Origin of the sequence: Streptomyces sp. NPDC052301, from assembly GCF_044593395.1 — a bacterium.
Classification (GTDB): Bacteria; Actinomycetota; Actinomycetes; order Streptomycetales; family Streptomycetaceae; genus Streptomyces.
In genome coordinates this window covers 581,824-598,574 of record NZ_JBIUBE010000006.1, presented here as the reverse complement: position 1 = coordinate 598,574, position 16,751 = coordinate 581,824, and the positions used below count along the sequence as shown (strand labels likewise).

15 protein-coding genes are annotated in these 16,751 nt (G+C 68.3%); 5 read left to right on the top strand and 10 right to left on the bottom strand.

The window, feature by feature from the left end:
* Nucleotides 1-140 precede the first annotated feature (140 nt).
* Complete coding sequence (locus ACIHEJ_RS20510; RefSeq protein ID WP_400137459.1) at nucleotides 141-713, top strand: GNAT family N-acetyltransferase; 573 nt, start codon at nucleotides 141-143, stop codon at nucleotides 711-713.
* Here ACIHEJ_RS20510 and ACIHEJ_RS20505 read toward each other — a convergent pair.
* The 7 genes from ACIHEJ_RS20505 to ACIHEJ_RS20475 all read right to left on the bottom strand — a co-directional run bounded on the left by ACIHEJ_RS20505 (nucleotide 710) and on the right by ACIHEJ_RS20475 (nucleotide 9,138).
* Nucleotides 710-2,191: a type IV secretory system conjugative DNA transfer family protein gene (locus ACIHEJ_RS20505; RefSeq protein WP_400137457.1), complete on the bottom strand. Its 1,482-nt coding sequence runs from the start codon at nucleotides 2,189-2,191 to the stop codon at nucleotides 710-712. The two genes, ACIHEJ_RS20510 and ACIHEJ_RS20505, sit on opposite strands and share 4 nt — an antisense overlap.
* 13 nt (nucleotides 2,192-2,204) lie before the next feature.
* Nucleotides 2,205-3,617, bottom strand: coding sequence for an ATP-binding protein (locus tag ACIHEJ_RS20500; RefSeq protein WP_400137454.1), 1,413 nt, complete (start codon nucleotides 3,615-3,617; stop codon nucleotides 2,205-2,207).
* A 14-nt stretch (nucleotides 3,618-3,631) separates the two neighbouring features.
* Complete coding sequence (locus ACIHEJ_RS20495; RefSeq protein WP_400137452.1) at nucleotides 3,632-5,188, bottom strand: SCO6880 family protein; 1,557 nt, start codon at nucleotides 5,186-5,188, stop codon at nucleotides 3,632-3,634.
* Complete coding sequence (locus ACIHEJ_RS20490) at nucleotides 5,185-6,507, bottom strand: hypothetical protein (RefSeq protein WP_400137449.1); 1,323 nt, start codon at nucleotides 6,505-6,507, stop codon at nucleotides 5,185-5,187. The genes ACIHEJ_RS20495 and ACIHEJ_RS20490 overlap by 4 nt, the downstream gene beginning before the upstream one ends.
* The gene (locus ACIHEJ_RS20485; RefSeq protein ID WP_400137447.1) at nucleotides 6,497-7,330 is read right to left on the bottom strand and encodes a hypothetical protein; all 834 of its coding nucleotides are present in this window, start codon (nucleotides 7,328-7,330) and stop codon (nucleotides 6,497-6,499) included. Before ACIHEJ_RS20485 ends, ACIHEJ_RS20490 begins: the two co-directional genes overlap by 11 nt.
* Before the next feature lie 177 nt (nucleotides 7,331-7,507).
* Nucleotides 7,508-7,816, bottom strand: a complete 309-nt coding sequence (locus tag ACIHEJ_RS20480) for a hypothetical protein (protein WP_356385887.1) — start codon at nucleotides 7,814-7,816, stop codon at nucleotides 7,508-7,510.
* A gap of 683 nt (nucleotides 7,817-8,499) precedes the next feature.
* Complete coding sequence (locus ACIHEJ_RS20475; RefSeq protein ID WP_400137534.1) at nucleotides 8,500-9,138, bottom strand: TetR/AcrR family transcriptional regulator; 639 nt, start codon at nucleotides 9,136-9,138, stop codon at nucleotides 8,500-8,502.
* A gap of 107 nt (nucleotides 9,139-9,245) precedes the next feature.
* Here ACIHEJ_RS20475 and ACIHEJ_RS20470 point away from each other — a divergent pair, with 107 nt between their 5' ends.
* Together ACIHEJ_RS20470 and ACIHEJ_RS20465 are read left to right on the top strand one after the other, a co-directional pair.
* Nucleotides 9,246-10,166 (top strand): oxidoreductase, encoded by a 921-nt coding sequence (locus ACIHEJ_RS20470; RefSeq protein WP_400137443.1) that lies wholly within the window; start codon nucleotides 9,246-9,248, stop codon nucleotides 10,164-10,166.
* Between the two features lie 334 nt (nucleotides 10,167-10,500).
* Nucleotides 10,501-11,271, top strand: coding sequence for a trypsin-like peptidase domain-containing protein (locus ACIHEJ_RS20465; protein WP_400137441.1), 771 nt, complete (start codon nucleotides 10,501-10,503; stop codon nucleotides 11,269-11,271).
* 10 nt (nucleotides 11,272-11,281) lie between these two features.
* Here ACIHEJ_RS20465 and ACIHEJ_RS20460 read toward each other — a convergent pair whose 3' ends face one another.
* From ACIHEJ_RS20460 to ACIHEJ_RS20450, 3 genes are read right to left on the bottom strand one after another with little or no spacing between them, the layout of a single operon-like run.
* Entirely contained in the window at nucleotides 11,282-11,845 is a 564-nt protein-coding gene (locus tag ACIHEJ_RS20460; RefSeq protein WP_400137438.1) for a hypothetical protein, read from the bottom strand.
* Between the two features lie 14 nt (nucleotides 11,846-11,859).
* The gene (locus tag ACIHEJ_RS20455; RefSeq protein WP_400137436.1) at nucleotides 11,860-14,103 is read right to left on the bottom strand and encodes a hypothetical protein; all 2,244 of its coding nucleotides are present in this window, start codon (nucleotides 14,101-14,103) and stop codon (nucleotides 11,860-11,862) included.
* Between the two features lie 13 nt (nucleotides 14,104-14,116).
* On the bottom strand, nucleotides 14,117-14,611 hold the full coding sequence (locus ACIHEJ_RS20450) for a hypothetical protein (RefSeq protein ID WP_400137433.1): 495 nt from the start codon (nucleotides 14,609-14,611) through the stop codon (nucleotides 14,117-14,119).
* 167 nt (nucleotides 14,612-14,778) lie between these two features.
* Here ACIHEJ_RS20450 and ACIHEJ_RS20445 point away from each other — a divergent pair, with 167 nt between their 5' ends.
* Together ACIHEJ_RS20445 and ACIHEJ_RS20440 are read left to right on the top strand one after the other, a co-directional pair.
* Nucleotides 14,779-15,786, top strand: a complete 1,008-nt coding sequence (locus ACIHEJ_RS20445) for an NlpC/P60 family protein (RefSeq protein ID WP_400137430.1) — start codon at nucleotides 14,779-14,781, stop codon at nucleotides 15,784-15,786.
* A gap of 229 nt (nucleotides 15,787-16,015) precedes the next feature.
* Nucleotides 16,016-16,711 carry a phosphatase PAP2 family protein gene (locus tag ACIHEJ_RS20440; protein ID WP_400137427.1) on the top strand — a complete coding sequence of 232 codons (696 nt, stop codon included), beginning with the start codon at nucleotides 16,016-16,018 and terminating at the stop codon, nucleotides 16,709-16,711.
* Nucleotides 16,712-16,751 lie beyond the last annotated feature (40 nt).

Genomic DNA, 16,751 nt, shown 5'->3' with positions numbered 1-16,751 from the left:
CGATGGTACTGCAGGGGGGACCCTGTGGGAGAGTAGGACGCCGCCGAACAATCTTTGGGAAAACCCCCGCATCGAAAGATGCGGGGGTTTTCTGCGTTATTGGGATGCCGCCGGGAACGGCCGGCACTACGGTGACCCTCATGAGCACTTCGAGCCGACCCCATGATGACTACGTCATCCGATCGATACGAGCGGACGACTGGCCCCGAGTGAAGCAGCTGCGGCTGGACGCTCTGCAGGACCCGGACGCCCACCTCGCCTTTCTGGAAACGTACGAGGAGGCCGTGGCACGGGCGGACGCCTTCTGGGAGGACCGCGCGGTCGGATCCGGGGAAGGGTCCACCGGCGCCCGGCAGTTCATCGCCGAGACGTCCGACGGGGCCTGGGTCGGCTCGGTCACCGTCCTCATCGAGGAGGCCGGGACGGAGGACTGGGCGGGGCTCGCCGTGGAGCGTCGGCAGGGGCATGTGGTCGGGGTGTTCGTCCGGCCCGAACACCGTGGGAACGGGCTCATCAAGGTTCTCTTCGACGTAGGCGTGGCCTGGGCCCGGGAACGGGGTGCGGAGCGGGTACGGCTGCTCGTGCACGAGGACAACGAGCGGGCCCAGGGGGCGTACCGCAAGGCGGGGTTCGTGCCGAGCGGGGTGACGGTGCCGTTCGTGAAGGACACGGCGCAGAACGAGCTGGAGTTCGTGCTGGAGTGGCCGTCCTAGACCGGTAGTTCCTGGTGTGGCCAGCGGGAGCGGGCCTGTTCGCGGGAGCGCAGCAGGGCGAGCGTCGGCATGCCCTGGTCGGCTCCGGCGGCAAGGAGGTCCGGGAGCTGGGGGAGGGGAGCCACGGCCGCGACGTCGTCCAGGACCAGGGTGAATGGTGGGTCGAGCCGACCGGAGGATGACCGTTCGGCCATGCGCCGGCCGCGCTCGACCACGCTGGAGACGAGGGCCGTCAGGAGCGGCATCGCGCCCGGATTGCTCCTGGGGTCCTCGATGGATTCCCCCACCACGTAAAGCGTGCCCCCTTCATCCACGAAGGAATCCAAGGCGAGCCCGTCAGTTCGATTTGGGGTGCAAGCCTCGCGGATGTTGACGGTGAAGAGCGCGGAGAGCGCCCGGCTGGTCAGCTCTTGGGCGATGTCCCGGCGTTCGGGGTGCGCGGTCAGGGCGGCCTCGAGCTCACCCGCGGCACCGGGGGCCGCCTTGGGATGGGTCCGGAGGGTGCGTACGGCGTCCTGGACCTGGGTGCCCTGGGCCCAGCGGTGGACGTGGCGGATGGTGCGGTTCTCCAGGGCGGCTGCGTGCAGGTAGCTGCGCAGGAGCGTCGTCGCCGTGTCGGCCACCGCCTGGTCGATCTTCGCGGTGGGCTGGACGGGGGCGAGCAGCGCTCTGGCCCGGTGCAGTGCGGTCTGTCTGTCCTCGCAGCCCGTGGTGGGGGACCAGTGGAGGCGGGCCGGGGTGTCGCAGAGGTGCGTGGGGTCGTAGAGGAGGGTGGGGCCCAGTTTGGCTCTGGCGCCCGTTGTCTCGGCCCAGAGGGCCGGGTTCGACGTGACGACCAGGGCGGGACCCTCCGCGTCGCGCACGGCTTGGCTCGCGGCTGTCTGGCGGCTTGCGGGTGGGGCGTAGAGCACCGCGCCTTCGGGGCGGGGCGTCTCCCGGCCGGCCGGCCGTTCGGCTTCGGCGGGAGGGGTGTGTGCCGCCGGGGGCGGCCCGGGTTCGCTGCGTGGTGCGGGAACCTCGTGAGGGGTTTCGGGCAGCGTGACCTGGGGTGCGGGCGGTGGTGACGCCACCGGCACCGATTGCTTCTCCGCTCTCCGTCTGGCCTTCCCCGCCCGCCATCTCGCCACCGACCCCATCACGAACAGGGCGAGGACGAACAGGACCATCAACTGGCCGATGAACAGGCCCCAGAACAGGCCCCAGCCGGAGAGCTGGGAGGCGGGGGTGTCGGGCCAGGCGCCGGGGATGTCGTGCGGTCGGCCGATGAGGTGGCGCATGGCCAGGGCCGTGCGGGTGAAGGTGACGCCGTCGGGCCAGGCGCCCTTGGCGAAGAGGGCCGCGAGGCCGGTGGCCGTCCAGACCAGCAGGGTCATGCCGATGAGGAACGCGAGTATGCCGATCAGGAGGCCGTCGGGGATGCCGCCCTGGCCCTCCCGGCGGCCGTCCCGGATGTCGGCACGGCGATCGTCCGGTCTCACCCGTCCACCTCCCCTACGCCACGGTCGACTCGGAGTCGCCCAGGTGCTGTTCCACGAAGGCCGCCGCCCGCTGCTCGGCCTCCAGCTCGGCGGCGCGCAGGGCGTCGTCGGCGGCGAGGTCGCTGGAGGATTCGGTCATCGCGCGGTCGGTGAAGACCAAGGGGCGTTCCGTCTCCGTCACCAGGTGTTTGACCACCTGGACGTTGCCGTTGACGTCCCACACTGCGATGCCCGGTGTGAGCGTGGGGATGATTTCCACCGCCCACCTCGGCAAACCCAGCACGCGTCCGGTCGCCCGGGCCTCGTCGGCCTTCTGGGCGTAGATGGTGCGGGTGGACGCCATCTTCAGGATCGCCGCCGCCTCCTTGGCCGCGGCTCCGTCGACCACGTCGGACAGGTGGTGGACGACGGCGACGAAGGACAGGCCGAGGCGCCGGCCGAACTTCAGCAGACGCTGGAACAGCTGGGCCACGAAGGGGCTGTTGATGATGTGCCAGGCCTCCTCGACCAGGAAGATGCGCTTCTTCCGGTCGGGGCGGATCCAGGTGTGCTCCAGCCAGACGCCGACGATCGCCATCAGGATGGGCATGGCGATGGAGTTGCGGTCGATGTGGGAGAGGTCGAAGACGATGAGGGGGGCGTCGAGGTCGATGCCGACCGTGGTCGGGCCGTCGAACATGCCGCGCAGGTCACCGTCGACGAGCCGGTCGAGCACCAGGGCGACGTCGAGTCCCCAGGCGCGTACGTCGTCTATGGCGACGTTCATCGCCTCGGCCGACTCCGGCTCGGGGTGCCGTAGCTGCTCGACGATGTCGGTGAGGACGGGCTGGCGGTCGACGATCGTCTCGTTGACGTAGGAGTGCGCGACCTTGAGGGCGAAGCCGGCGCGTTCGTCCAGGCCGTGGCCCATGGCCACCTCGATGATCGTGCGCAGGAGCGCCAGCTGGCCGGTGGTGGTGATCGCCGGGTCCAGGGGGTTGAGCCGGATGCCGTGGTCCAGGGCGGCCGTCGGGTCCAGCCGGATGGGAGTTATCCCCAGCTCCTGCGCGATGAGGTTCCATTCGCCCACCCCGTCCTCGCCCTGCGCGTCCAATACGACGACCTGGCGGTCCTTGAAGCGCAGTTGCCGTAGGACGTAGGTCTTCTCCAGGGCCGACTTGCCGTTGCCGGACTCGCCGAGGACGAGCCAGTGCGGGGCCGGGAGCTGCTGGCCGTACAGCTGGAAGGGGTCGTAGATGTAGCCCTTCCCGGAGTACACCTCTCGGCCGATGATGACGCCGGAGTCGCCGAGGCCGGGTGCGGCGGTGGGCAGGTAGACCGCCTGGGCCTGGCCCGTGGAGGTGCGTACCGGCAGTCGGGTCGTCTCGACCTTCCCGAACAGGAAGGAGGCGAAGGCGTCGGTGAGGACGGACAGCGGATCCCGCATCGGTGAATCAGCCCCTACCTTCGGATGCCGGTGGCGAAGGGAAGTGTGTTCACGAAGGCGCGGTGGTGCTCTCGGTCGCACCACTCCAGCTTGAGGTACGACTTGCCGGCGGAGGCCCTTATCGTGCGCTTGTCGCGGGCGAGGGCGTCCGGGTTTCGGGAGGAGACGGTGATGTAGCCGACGAGGTTGACGCCGGCGGCGCCGCTCGCGAGGTCCTCGCCGCGCTGGTCGAGACGGTTGTGCGCGGCGACGTCGCGGGGGTCGACGGTCCGGTTCATCTTGGCGGCGCGGGACGCCTCGGCCTCGTCGTTGGTCTTCTCGGTCAGCATGCGCTCGATGGCTACCTCGGTGGGCTCGAGGTCCATCGTGACGGCGACCGTTCGGATGACGTCCGGGGTGTGGACGAGGAGGGGCGCGAGGAAGTTCACGCCCACCGGTGTCATGGGCCATTCCTTCACCCAGGCCGTGGCGTGGCACCAGGGGGCGCGGGTGCTGGACTCGCGGGTCTTGGCCTGCAGGAACGTGGGCTCCATGGCGTCCAGCTCGGCCGGCCACGCATTGCGCTTGGTCATCGCCTGGATGTGGTCGATGGGGTGGTCGGGGTCGTACATGGAGTGGATGAGGGAGGACAGCCGGCTCTGGCCGAGCGGCTGCCGTACCCGGATGTCGGCCTCCTGCAGCCGCGAGCAGATGTCGGTCAGCTCGCGGGCCATCACCACCGCGAGCCCGGCGTCCCGGTCGAGCTTGCGTCCGGCCTGGGGGCGTGCGGCCCGAGCCATGGCCTGCGCCTCGGCGGCCAGCTCGCGGGTGTAGTGCATGCAGGCGACGAGGTAGGCGCGGTGCTGCTCGCTGCTGGTGGACACCATGGACTGGAGCTGGTCGTAGGACTGCTGCAGCCAGCCGAGGGAGCGGTCGTCGCCGCGCAGGGCGACGTCCTTGGCGTGGGCGTCGGGATCGGCGGGCAGCGTACGGGCGAGCATCTGCAGCCGGGTGACGAATCCGTCGCCGTTGGCCACGTGCTTGAGGAGCGTGCCGAAGCGGTCGACGAGGGCTTCCTGGTCCTCGGAGTCGCGCAGGCCGACGCCCGGTCCCTCGATCTCGATGGCCGCGGTGACGGTCTTGCGGTCGGCGTGCAGCAGTACGGCGATCTCGTCGGGCCCGAAGGGGGCGGCGAGCCAGGTGAGGCGGCCGATGCCGGGGGGCGGGCCGACCTCGATCTCGCGCCCGTCGAGCCGGGTGCCGGCCTCCATGGCGCCGGAGCGGTAGACGGCTCCGTTCTTGAGGGTGCGCTTGTAGCTGCGGTTGATCTCGAACCACTTGTAGAAGGTGCGGCGCTTGTAGGGCACGTAGACGGCGGCGAGCGCGAGCAGGGGGAAGCCCATCAGCAGCACGATCCGCAGGGACAGGATCGGGACGACGAGGCCGCACATCATGCCGAGGAACGCGCCGACGACGATCAGTGCGATCTCTCCGGACTCGCGGTTCCGTCCGACGATCGCGTTCGGCCGGGCGCGGCCGATCAGATATGTACGGCGGGGCGTGATCGGGGACAGGTGGGACTCGGTCGTCAACGCCCATCACCTCCCGTGCGGTTGTTGCGTGTGTTGCCGGCGTGCGGGGTGTTGACCGGGCTGGGCGCGCGGGGCGCAGGAGCGGCGGAGGGGACGGCTCCGCCGCTGCCCCCGGTGGGGGTACGGCTGCTGTGGGCGGCGACTCCGCCGGTGGCGGGGTTGGCCGGGCGGGGCGTGCTGGAGGCTGTGCCGCCGCCGTTGTTGTCCGCGCGGGCGCTGTGGGTCTTGATGCCCTGGGCGACGAGGGTGGCGGGGGAGCTGATGACGGCGGCGGCCTTGCTCTCGGCGCCCTGCATGATGCGGTTGCTGCGGGAGCCGGCGATCTCGTCGCCGAAGCCGGGGACGAAGCGGTAGATCATCGCGCTGGCGAAGATGGCGAGCAGGATGATGGCGAGGCCGGAGACGACGGCGGAGAAGGCGTCGGGGCCGTTGCCGGAGGAGAGCGCGCCGGCGAGGCCGAGGACGATGACGATGACCGGTTTGACGAGGATGACGGCGATCATGATCCCCGCCCAGCGGCGCACGTGTCCCCAGAGGTTCTTGTCGACGAGGCCCGCGTAGACGACGGTGCCGAGGAGGGCGCCGACGTAGAGGAGGGCGGCCCTGATGACCAGCTCCAGCCAGAGGACGCCGGCGGCGAGGATGCTGACCAGGGAGACGACGATCAGCATGATGGGGCCGCCGCCGATGTCGGTGCCCTTGTTGAGGGCGCCGGAGAAGGTGCCGAAGAACGTGTCGGCCTGGTCGCCGGTGGCTTTCGCGAGGACGTCGGTGACGCTGTCGGTGGCGGACACGACCGTGTAGAGGATCAGCGGGGTGAACGCCGACGCGAGCACGGTGAGCCACAGGAAGCCGACGGCCTCCGAGATGGCGGTGGTGAGGGGGACTCCTCGGACGGCGCGCTTGGCCACGGCCAGGAGCCACAGCAGGAGGGTGAGGATCGTGGAGGCGGCGAAGACGACGGCGTACTGCTGGAGGAACTTGGCGTTCGTGAAGTCGACGTTCGCGGTCTCCTTCACGGCGCCACTGAGCTTCCCGATGGTCCAGGAGGCGGCGTCGGCACAGCCCTTGGCGAGGGAGGCGAGGGGGTCGAGGGTGTCGGTTAGGGGGTTGTTGGGGGTTAGGCCGGAGGGGCCTTTGGAGTTGTTGTCCTTCTCGCAGAACTGCTTGGCGGCGCCGCGGATCAGGTCGCAGGGGTCGTTGCTCTTCGTCGGGGTCGGTGAGGGATCGGCGAAGGCGCGGGTGGCCAGCAGCACCGTGGCCGTCTGAACGGTACCGAGGACCGCCGTGATCCTGAGGATGCGGTGGTTAGCGCGCATACGTGAACCCTCCGTACTCCTCGACGGCCTTCGTCATGTCGTCGGCGGTGGAGGCCGTCTGATCCCGGCCTACGGGGACGGGGCCATCCTTTTGCTGGAAGTCGGTGACCTTCCAGTCGCTGGCGACCCACTTGAGCTTGTACGTCGTGGTGTACCAGCTCTCGGTCACAGGATTCTTGGAGGTGTCACCGGAGAGGCCGAAGAGCGACGTGTACCAGACATCGACCGTGGTGGCGTCCTTTCCTGCCGAGGTGACTTTGGTGCCGACGGGGATGACCCGGGACACGAACGTCTCACCCTTCGGCGCGGTGCCGTCCTTGCTCAGGCCGATGTTGGTGAGGAACTTCTCGTTGGAGTAGGCGCTGTCCATGGCGGACTGCTTGGCAGCTGCGACATCCCGTGCATAGACCGTGTCGACGATCTGATGCCGCCAGGCGGTGTTGAACATCTCCGCCGACCCCAACGCCACCGCGTAGTTAGCCGCCGCACTCTCCGCCCCCTGTTCCGAGTGGGCGAAGCCCGAGGGGATTCCGTTCGCCTTCGTGTCCACCGGTCTCGTGCCGCTCGCTGCCGTGGATGCCGTCTGGGGGCGTGCCCCCTTTCCGGTCGAGCTGTCGGCGGACGAATCGTCTCCGCGGTTCGCGAAGGCGATCGCTGCGATCAGCAGGACGACCACGCCGACGACCGTGACCAGGCTCCGGGAGGAGGAGCGGCGGCCGCCTCGCCGGGGTGCGCCTCCGTAGGGGTCGTTCTCGGGCAGCCGGGTCCGGGTGTGGCCCGTGTCGCCGTAGTCCGTGTGTCCCTGCTCGTCTCCGAGGCTCATGCCGCGTACGCCCCCTCCAGCTCGTAGACATACGACGGTAGCCGTGCTGGTTCCCGCGCGGGCGCGGTGTGGTGACTCGACATCAGGGAAACGCAACCTCAGCCGGTGGGCACGACGGGTGGGTGGGGTGGTGGGGACAGCCGGGCGTGCCCGGGAGGGGTACGGGGTGAGCGGGCGTCAGACCGCCATGCCGTACACGATGGTGAACAGCGTGCCGAGGGAGCCGATGATGAAGACCCCGGTGAGGCCGGCGATGATGAGGCCCTTGCCCTGTTCCGCGCTGAAGGTGTCACGCAGGGCCGTGGCGCCGATGCGCTGTTTGGCCGCACCCCAGACCGCGATGCCGAGGCAGAGCAGGATGGCGACGGCCATCACCACCTCGATCATCACCTTCGCCTCGTTGCCCAGGCTGCCGAAGGGGCCCCAGTCCGGAGCGATCCCGCCGATGATGGTGTTGATGTCTCCCTTGTCGGCTGCGAGAAGCATGTAAGTCACCGCCCCTGGTGGGTAGTTCCGTTGGCCCCTGCGGGAGTGCAGAGGTCAGGCCTCATTGTCGCCGACAACGTCGCCAACGTATGTCGACTTGACGTCATTGGCTGGCGGGTTTCGTACTCATGGCACGTACGGTCACTCTGTGTATCACGGCAGGTCACGCCGGGCAACGAGGTCCGACCGGAACCTGTCGTGTGGTTCTGTCGTTGACCTTCTTTACGGCCGGGCACGGTTTCTGACGGCCGGTCGGGTGAGGGGTCGCCTCGATGTTCTCACGGGTGGTGCGGTCGGTGCGGGCGAAGGGCCCCGGCTGTGGTCGCCGAGCCCCTTCCGAGGGTTCGCGGGTGTCGGCCGGTGAAGGCGAGCAGAGGGAGACGGGTCACGGCCGGGTGCCGTGGCCCGTCTTCCTCTCCGTGCCGCCGAGGGGACCCCACGTCCCCCTCATCGGGCGGCTCCCCGTGACCCGGCGGGGTGGTCGAGTCGTGGCGGCTCGGCCTGGCCGGCGGCCGGTATCGACCCTCGCTCGTTGAGTACGTGACGACAAGGGACTTTCGGAATTCTGACTTCCGCGTTACCGGCGCAGGGTGACGGCTGACCAGGCGATGGCCCCGTGCCGGTGCTCCGCTGGTCGGCGCTTGACCCGGAGCGCAGGTGGGGCACGGCCGGTCAGCGGCGGCTCACCTCGGCTTGAGGCCGTGCAGCAGCAGGTGGACGTGCTCGTCCAGGCCGGTCAGCGCCTCGTCCGGGTCCAGCGCGCAGCTGGCGATGAGGGCGGCCAGGCCGTGCAGGCTCGCGGCGGCGATGGTCGTGATGCGCTCGGGGTCGCCCTGGACGATCTCGCCGCGCTCCTGGGCGTCGGCGATCAGCCGGGTGATGGAGCCGAGGGACTCGTCGACGGCCGAGACGAGCTGGGCGGAGCTGTCGGGGTGGTGCTTGCGCGCGAACATCAGCTCCAGCAGTTCCGGGTTCTCGACGGCGAAGCCGAGGTAGGCCCGGGCGAGTGCCGCCAACCGCCCCTCGAAGGTGAGGCCCGGCTGTTCGGTGGCGCCGGCCAGTGCCCGGTTCAGCCGCTCGTACCCGTCCAGCGCGAGGGCGTCGAGGAGGGCCCGCTTGTCCTTGAAGTGGCGGCCGGGGGCGGCGTGGCTCACCCCGATGTCACGGGCCAGCTCGCGCAGCGAGAGCGCGCCGACGCCCTTCTCGCGCAGGGTGCGCTCGGCGCTCTTGAGCAGGGCGGCGCGCAGGTCTCCGTGGTGGTAGGGGCGGCTCGGCGGCGACGGCTGCCGCGAGGGTGACGGGGGCGGCGATGACGGGGACATGCGGGGCATGTGCACCATCGTATCCAGATGTAGACATCGTCAGCTTTGTTGACGGCGCCACCCTTGTTGTCATTGACAGCATTGTTGGCGATGCCTACATTGAGGCCATGGCTGATACGACCGAAGCGCGCCGTGCGCGCAAGTGGAATGCGACCCGCCTGCCCGACCAGACCGGCCGTACGGCCGTGATCACCGGCGCCAACAGTGGCCTCGGCCTCGCGACCGCCCAGGCACTGGCCCGGACCGGGGCGCACGTGGTGTTCGCCGTACGGGACCTCGCCCGGGGCGGGGCCGCGGCGGCGAAGGTGGACGGCAGCACCGAGGTGCGCCGACTGGACCTGGCCGACCTGGACTCCGTGCGGGAGTTCGCGGAAGCCTGGGACCGCCCGCTGGACCTGCTGATCAACAACGCGGGCGTGATGATGCTGCCGGAGCAGCGCACCAAGCAGGGCTTCGAGATGCAGTTCGGCACGAACCACCTCGGACACTTCGCGCTGACGAACCTGCTCCTGCCCCACGTCACGGACCGGGTGGTGACGGTCTCCTCGGGTCTGCACCGGGGCGGTGACGGCGTGATCCACTTCGACGACGTGAACCTGCGGGGCCGCTACTCCCCGACCCGCGCCTACGCTCAGTCCAAGCTGGCCAACCTGCTCTTCACCCTGGAGCTCCAGCGCCGCCTGACGGAGGCCGGCTCTCCCGTCCGGGCCCTGGCCGCACACCCCGGGTACGCGGCCACCAACCTGCAGAGCCATGCCGCGAACCCCCTGATGCGGGCCGTCATGGGGGTCGGCAACAGGATCTTCGCGCAGGACGACAAGGCGGGCGCCCTGCCGACGCTGTACGCGGCCGGCCAGGACCTGCCGGGCGCGGCGTACGTCGGCCCGGACGGCCTCGGCGAGATGCGCGGCGCCCCCACTCTGGTCGGCCGCAGCGCGGCGGCGAGCGACCCGGAGTCCGCCCGGCGGCTGTGGAGGCTGTCGGAGGAGATGACCGGGGTGACGTGGGGACTGAAGCCGGTCGGCTGAGTGCGGAGCACCGATCCGCTGGTGGCTTTCGGCGTCACCCCTGTGGCGGAATCGGGGGGTGCGGGAGGAAGGCGCGGTCGCACCCGTGCCAGGGGCCCGCGCCGACCTCCGACGGGTCGCGGTACTGCGGGAGTTGGGCCCGCCGAGGGCGAGAGGCGGATGAGGCAGGGCTGCCGTGAGCGGTGGGGAGCGTGACACGTGAGGAGGCGGGGTAGGAGACCGCACCGTACGGTGTTGGCCAACGCCTGGCCGGTGCCGTCTTCCGAGGTTTCACAGGAAAATCTCAGTGAAGTCGGTGCGGGTCTCTCACGTTGCTGGGACAGAGTGGAGGCTGATGAAGCGCATCTCACGCATCTCGCTCACCTCGCGTCCCGCGCTGCTCGGCGTCGTGGTGATGCTCGCCCTGACCTCCGCGTCCGTGGCGTCCGCCGATGACGGGCCGGGACCCTTCGGGGTCACCGCCGCGGCCGGCGCCACGCGGCACAGCGCGCGGGTCGGCGCGCTGTTCGGCGCGGACCGGGCCGGCCGGCTGACCGGGGGCCACTTCTGCACGGCCTCCGTGGTGCACAGCCCGCGCGGCAACCTCCTCGTCACCGCGGCGCACTGTGTGGACGACACCGACGACGACCTGGTGTTCGTGCCGGGGTACCGGGACGGGAAGGCGCCGTACGGGGTGTGGAGCGTGTCGAAGCGGCTCCTGTCCGACGCGTGGGCCAAGGACCAGGACGAGGACAGCGACGTCGCGTTCGCCTTCGTGGACGAGCGTGACGGCAGGCGGATCGAGGACGTGGTCGGGGCGAACCGCTTCGCGGCCGGAACGGCCACCGGCGCCACCGCCGTGACCGTCCTCGGCTACCCGGACTCCCGTGAGTCGCCCATCATCTGCACCAACAAGCCGAAGCCGCACAGCAGCACCCAACAGCGCATCTACTGCCCCGGCTTCACCGGCGGCACCAGCGGCAGCCCCTGGATCAACGGCGACGGCCAGGTGGTCGGCGTCCTCGGCGGCCACGAACAGGGCGGCTCGACCGACGACGTGTCGTACAGCGTGGTGCTGGGGGGAGAGGCGGCGGGGCTGTACAAGGAGGCGGTGAGCGGACGCTGACGCCTGGGTTCTATGAGAAGGGCTTGCCCTTCCTGCAGGTGTCAGTCTTTTCGACGGCCGTGGTGAACTCGGTGATGAGCTGCTTCATCGCGTCGGCGTCCTGGTGGTCCGATGAGTGCATTTGAAAGGCAGTGAACAGCTCACTGTTCAGGAGTTTTTTGCTCCTACAGTGGCGTGTTTTGCCGAAACCTTCCCATCCGGAAAATATGAACCTTCCGTCCTCGGCTTGGTGATTGAGCTTGGAATTGGCCTGCCCTCCGACGAAATATGATGTGTCGTGGCCGCCTGTCATCCACATCTGCTCAGTCTGCACCACGTGACGAGAATCGATGCTGATCTCGCAGAATGATGCCCATTCGTCGGATGTGTCATACTTGACGGTCAGTTTTCGGCCAGACGGCATGAACGGTGCCAACCTGTTACTGTCGACTGGAATGCCGCACATGGAGTGCGGCAATGCGTAGTGACGAGCTGCCTTGTGCTCACTACATCCGGAGAGAGTGACCAGAAGAGCGACACTCGAGGTCACGGCGATGGCGAGGCGAATTCCCGCGTAGGGCCGGAGGCTATTCAAGTCCTCTCCTTTTTTCATTGTGGAATATCTGCGGTGCTGCCTGGCGCCTGACCATGCATAATCGCCTGGGCGTTGTAATAACCCTGGTGTGCGGAATTCTGAGCGTAGCTCACAAGGTCGGGGTTCAAATGGTAGCGTTTCACTGCCAGATCTGTTGCGCGTGCCGTGTACTCGCTGCTGAGCTTCCAGTTTTTCTGCCAGACAGCGCCCTGCGTGTCCTGAGCGTCATCCGCCGCGCTGCCCTGGACATCCTGGAACAGCCACTGCATGACCGCGCCTGTACCGGTGCCCGCCGCTCCGCCCACAATGCCTCCGGCCACGGGCGAACCGATGAACGATGTGCCTACGCCGACGACGGTACCGACACCACCGGAGATCAGGTTCTGATACTGGGCGACGGCGTGGGAGAAGGAATCGTCCTTCCCCTTCGCCACGCTCCCGATGGCCTCCATGCGGCCTTGGCTGAGGACCCCGGAGACCTCGCCGCTGCGCTCCGCGATGGTCTGCACGAGAAGTTGGTTGTCGTGTGTGAAACGATGGTCGGCAGGCAGGTTCGGATCCAAGTGGTACTGCAGCAGGTTCGACAGGTAGGCCTTCTGACCCACTTCGACGGCGGCATATCCCTGGGGATTCTGGCCCACGGCGAACAGGAACTTGTTCACCTCGGGGCCATCGAGATGGGCCGCGGAGCCATCGATGGGGTACAGCAGATCCTTGTGCGGCAAGTCGGTGCTGGCGCGGTTGATGTCCGGCAGGTATTCCGAGGCGATCTGGCCCATGCTGTCGGACATGTAGCCGCGATCGGTGAGCAGTTCCTGCTTGTCCGCTGTCGCGGAGACGATCTGCTCGAACAGGTGCGTCTCGGCGGGCGTGTGATCTGGTGTGTCGATGGTCGGCATCTCACCGGCCGGGTGGCCCGTCGTCGCCGCTTCCAGGGCCTGGGCCAGGTAGTTCTGGCCGGCGATGCTGTGGACATCGTGGGTGTCGTGGATGTCCATCGGCCACTGGCGCTGCTTGAAGAGGTAGTCGAAGTTGGAGACGGCCTTCTTGTGGTCCCCGTCCTGCGGGATGAAGTCGTCGTTGAAGAAGTCCGTGGCGGCCGTGGGGTTGTTCGCCAGGCCCTTCAAGTAGCCGTTGAGCGGGTCCCAGCCGCCGTCCGAGCCCTCGTAGTTGAGCTGGGGGCAGATGTTGGCCTGCCAGGCCACGTTCTTGCCGTCGTCCGTGTAGAACCGCTCGGTCTTCATCAGTGCGCGACCGTAGTCGTGCATGAACGTGTCGTCGAAGTCGCCGTTGCGCATCAGATTGCTCATGACCTGGAAGCCGAGCACGTCGCCGTGGGTACCGACCGGCTTGTTGCCGGTGCTGATCACCTGCTGCTTCCACGCCGTCATGCCCGCGCTGTCCGACTGGCTCGCGGTGGCCAGGGTCAGACTCAGATTCTTCTGGAGTTCGGCGTACTTGTATCCGCGCTCGTAGCCCAGATGGGCACCCTCACGGTTGTCATTGAGGCCCAGCCAGAATTTCTCCGTGCCCTTGGCACCCAGCCGCCTCGCGAACTCTTCCGCGAACAGCGGGTCGTCGTGGTACTTCTTCAGGCCGTCATCGATCGCATCGAAGTCCTTGGCGGTCAGCTGCTGCGGATCCTTCCGGGCCAGCTTCGCCAGCTTGTCGGCTTCCTGGACAGCCGCCTCCGCCTCGTCCCGGTTCTTGTAAACCGCGCCGGAGAAACCGTACTTGCTCTCGTCCACGAGCGCCGTGAGAACGTCGGACGCGCTGCTGTCGCTCTTCGCCGCGTTGTCGAGGATCTTCTGCACCTCGTCCCGCAGGGCGTCCTCGTCCGCGACCGTGTGATCCGGAACCTTGGTGCCGTGCCCGGCACGGTCGGGGTGGACGGCCATGGTGACGATGAAGCCGCCGTCACCCGACGGCATCACGGTGAGGTTCTTCTTGCGGCCGTTCTCGATGGCCTGGTGCAGCTGCTGCTTGTAGTGCTTCAGCTCGTTCCTGGTGTCCAGCAGGATGTTGTGGACCGACGTCGCCTCCTTGGTGGCGTCGGCGAACTCGCCGGCGGTCTTGCCGATGAATTCCCTGGAGACATCGGCGTTGACGCCGTGCCAGTCTGCTTTGACCGCCTTGTTGTGGAGGCCGTCGCGCGCCTGCTTCTGCAGCTCCGTCAGGTTACGGACCAACTGGCCCCAGTCGTCGACGGCGTCGTCGAGCAGCTTGAAGTTAGCGTGGTAGAGGTCGTCGAACTTCACTCGGTGGCCTCGCTCACTGCTTCTTCTTCTGGGGGTAGTACACCGGGTTCTTCTTGCCCGGGTCTCCCACCCGGTCCTCGAATCCCGTGTCCAGGACGTCGATGCCGCTCATCGCGCGGCCGATGTAGCCGTCGTCCCCGGCATGGATCGTCTTGGTGACATGCATGTGGTTGGAGATCTGAGCGCACGCGTCCAGCAACGATGTCAGCTGGTCGTCCCAACGCTGGGCCACGTGCTTGAGGCCCTTGCCCAGCGTGAATCCCTGCTTCGAGAGATCGCCCGCGGCTGACTCGCTCGAGGACTGCGCGACCCGGGCCTTGTTCCACAGCTGGTCGTAGAGCGAGTGGGCCTCTTTGCCGATCTCGGCCAGGTCGCCGTTGCTGACCTTGAGGTCACCGTACGTGCTACTGCCTCCGCCGCCCGGATCGGCCAAGTGGTTGAGCTGCATGTGCGCGGAGCCGCGAGCTGCCGCGTCGGCTTTGAGTTGGTCCCACTCTGCCCAAGACATCTGCTCTGCTTCCCCCGTCCTGCGGAGTGCCACTCCGGCACGCCGCCGTTGCGGGTGCCAATGGTAGGGGCATGACAGATTCGTAGGGTGGCGTGTTCGCCATCCTCGTGGGCCGGCCGGTCGGCTCCTACACTGCTGTCCGTAAACGGGCATGCGCTGAGGGGCGGTTGACGGTGCGTAAGGCGTGGATCGTCGGTGGCGCCCTGGTGGGGGGCGGGCTGAGCTTCGTCATGGTGCTCGTCGTCGGTGTCTACGTCGTCGCCGGAAACCTTCTCAACGGGGTGAGCTCGGAGGGCCGGGCCCTCGCCAAGGGGGCTGTGCCGGCTGCCTACACGTCGCTCGTGCAGAAGTGGGGCAATCTGTGCCCGGCACTCAGTCCGGCCCTGTTGGCCGCGCAGTTGTACCAGGAGAGCGGTTGGAACCCGACCGTCGTCAGCCCGGCCGACGCGCGCGGGATCGCGCAGTTCATCCCGAGCACCTGGGCGACGCACGGCATCGACGGCAACGGGGACGGGAAGCGGGACATCTGGGACCCCGATGACGCGATTCCGTCGGCCGCTTCGTACGACTGCGAACTGGCGAAGTATGTGAAGGACGTGCCCGGGAACGTCTCCGACAACATGCTCGCCGCCTACAACGCCGGCGCCTATCGGGTGATCAGGGCCGGCGGTGTTCCGGCCATCAGTGAGACGCAGAACTACGTGCAGCGGATCCGCAGTCTCTCGAAGAGCTTCGCCGCACCCGTCAGCCGGATCGACCCCACCCAGCAAGCCGCCGGTGCCATCGCGTTCGCTCAGCGGAAGCTCGGTACGCCCTATCTGTGGGGTGGGGAGGGGACCGCCGCGCAGGGTGGGCGGTTCGACTGTTCGGGGCTGACGCAGGCCGCGTACTCGAACGTCGGGATCACGCTGCCGCGTGTCGCCAACGACCAGTACAACGCCGGGCCGCACCCCTCGCGGGACCAGCTGCTCCCGGGTGACCTCGTCTTCTTCTCCGACGATCTCACCGATTCGCGGGCCATCCGGCACGTGGGGATCTACGTCGGGGGCGGGTACATGATCGACGCTCCGCGGACCGGCGCCGTGATCCGGTTCGACCCGATCGACACCCCGGACTACTTCGGGGCCACCCGGGTCACCGAAGATGGCGCAAAAGCATTGCCCACGACCGTGTGACCTAGCGTGAACCGACCCCCTGAGCTGGGGGAATGAGTCTCTCTTCGATAACGTCTGCGTGATCATTCCGTGGAGAGTGGAACGTATCAATGGGGGCTGTGCGTTCCTGTTGACGTAGCCGAGCGGACGTCAGTGCGGCAGTGCAGCGGAAGCGGATCTACGCATTACGGGGGGCAGGAGCGACGCACACGAGGTGCGTCCGGGACACCGACGAAGGGGCCGCAGCACCATGGCTGTACTCGCCGAATCCGGATCGAACCCCGACGTCGAGCTGCTCTACGACATCAACGGCCTGGCGAAGGACGCGCCGCACTGGTTCGACCGGGTCATGGAGTTCGTCGGGGAGTACGGGCTGCTGCTCGCCATGGTGCTGCTCGTGCTGTGGTGCTGGTGGTCCGTGCGGCGGCGGGACGGAGAGGACGCGGCGCCCTCGGTGGCCGCACTGGTCTGGGCGCCGTTGGCCGCGGGGATCGCGGTGCTGGTGAACGTGCCGATCCGGGGTTTCGTGGAGCGGCCCCGGCCGTTCGTGGACCATCAGGGCCTGGACGTCCTCGTCTCCGGCAAGAGCGACTTCTCCTTCGTCAGCGATCACGCGACGATCACCATGGCGCTGGGCGTGGGACTCTTCGTCGCCAACCGCCGCTTCGGGCTCGTGGGGATCGGACTGGCGCTGCTGGAAGGGTTCTGCCGGGTATACATGGGCGTCCACTATCCGACGGACGTCGTCGGCGGTTTCGCCCTGGGTACGGCGGTGGCGTTGCTGCTGTCGCCGCTGGCGATGGCACTGCTCACGCCGGTGATGCGGGCCGTGGAGCGGTCGCCGCGGGCGGGGTGGGTCGTGCGGCGGCGGTCGGTGCCGGGGGTGCCGGTCGTGCCGGGGGCCCGGCGCACGGCGGAGTCGGAGGAGAGGGACCTGGCGGCGTAGCCGTCCCGCGGAGTCCCTCCGGTTCCTCGGTTCCTCCAGG

What these genes read in the sequence shown, in the direction of transcription:
- ACIHEJ_RS20440 (WP_400137427.1), top strand. Translation starts at nt 16,016, where the DNA reads ATGGCTGTACTCGCCGAATCCGGATCGAACCCCGACGTCGAGCTGCTC.
- ACIHEJ_RS20465 (WP_400137441.1), top strand. Translation starts at nt 10,501, where the DNA reads ATGAAGCGCATCTCACGCATCTCGCTCACCTCGCGTCCCGCGCTGCTC.
- ACIHEJ_RS20510 (WP_400137459.1), top strand. Translation starts at nt 141, where the DNA reads ATGAGCACTTCGAGCCGACCCCATGATGACTACGTCATCCGATCGATA.
- ACIHEJ_RS20450 (WP_400137433.1), bottom strand. Translation starts at nt 14,611, where the DNA reads ATGTCTTGGGCAGAGTGGGACCAACTCAAAGCCGACGCGGCAGCTCGC.
- ACIHEJ_RS20470 (WP_400137443.1), top strand. Translation starts at nt 9,246, where the DNA reads ATGGCTGATACGACCGAAGCGCGCCGTGCGCGCAAGTGGAATGCGACC.
- ACIHEJ_RS20475 (WP_400137534.1), bottom strand. Translation starts at nt 9,138, where the DNA reads ATGTCCCCGTCATCGCCGCCCCCGTCACCCTCGCGGCAGCCGTCGCCG.
- ACIHEJ_RS20485 (WP_400137447.1), bottom strand. Translation starts at nt 7,330, where the DNA reads ATGAGCCTCGGAGACGAGCAGGGACACACGGACTACGGCGACACGGGC.
- ACIHEJ_RS20500 (WP_400137454.1), bottom strand. Translation starts at nt 3,617, where the DNA reads ATGCGGGATCCGCTGTCCGTCCTCACCGACGCCTTCGCCTCCTTCCTG.
- ACIHEJ_RS20480 (WP_356385887.1), bottom strand. Translation starts at nt 7,816, where the DNA reads ATGCTTCTCGCAGCCGACAAGGGAGACATCAACACCATCATCGGCGGG.
- ACIHEJ_RS20490 (WP_400137449.1), bottom strand. Translation starts at nt 6,507, where the DNA reads ATGCGCGCTAACCACCGCATCCTCAGGATCACGGCGGTCCTCGGTACC.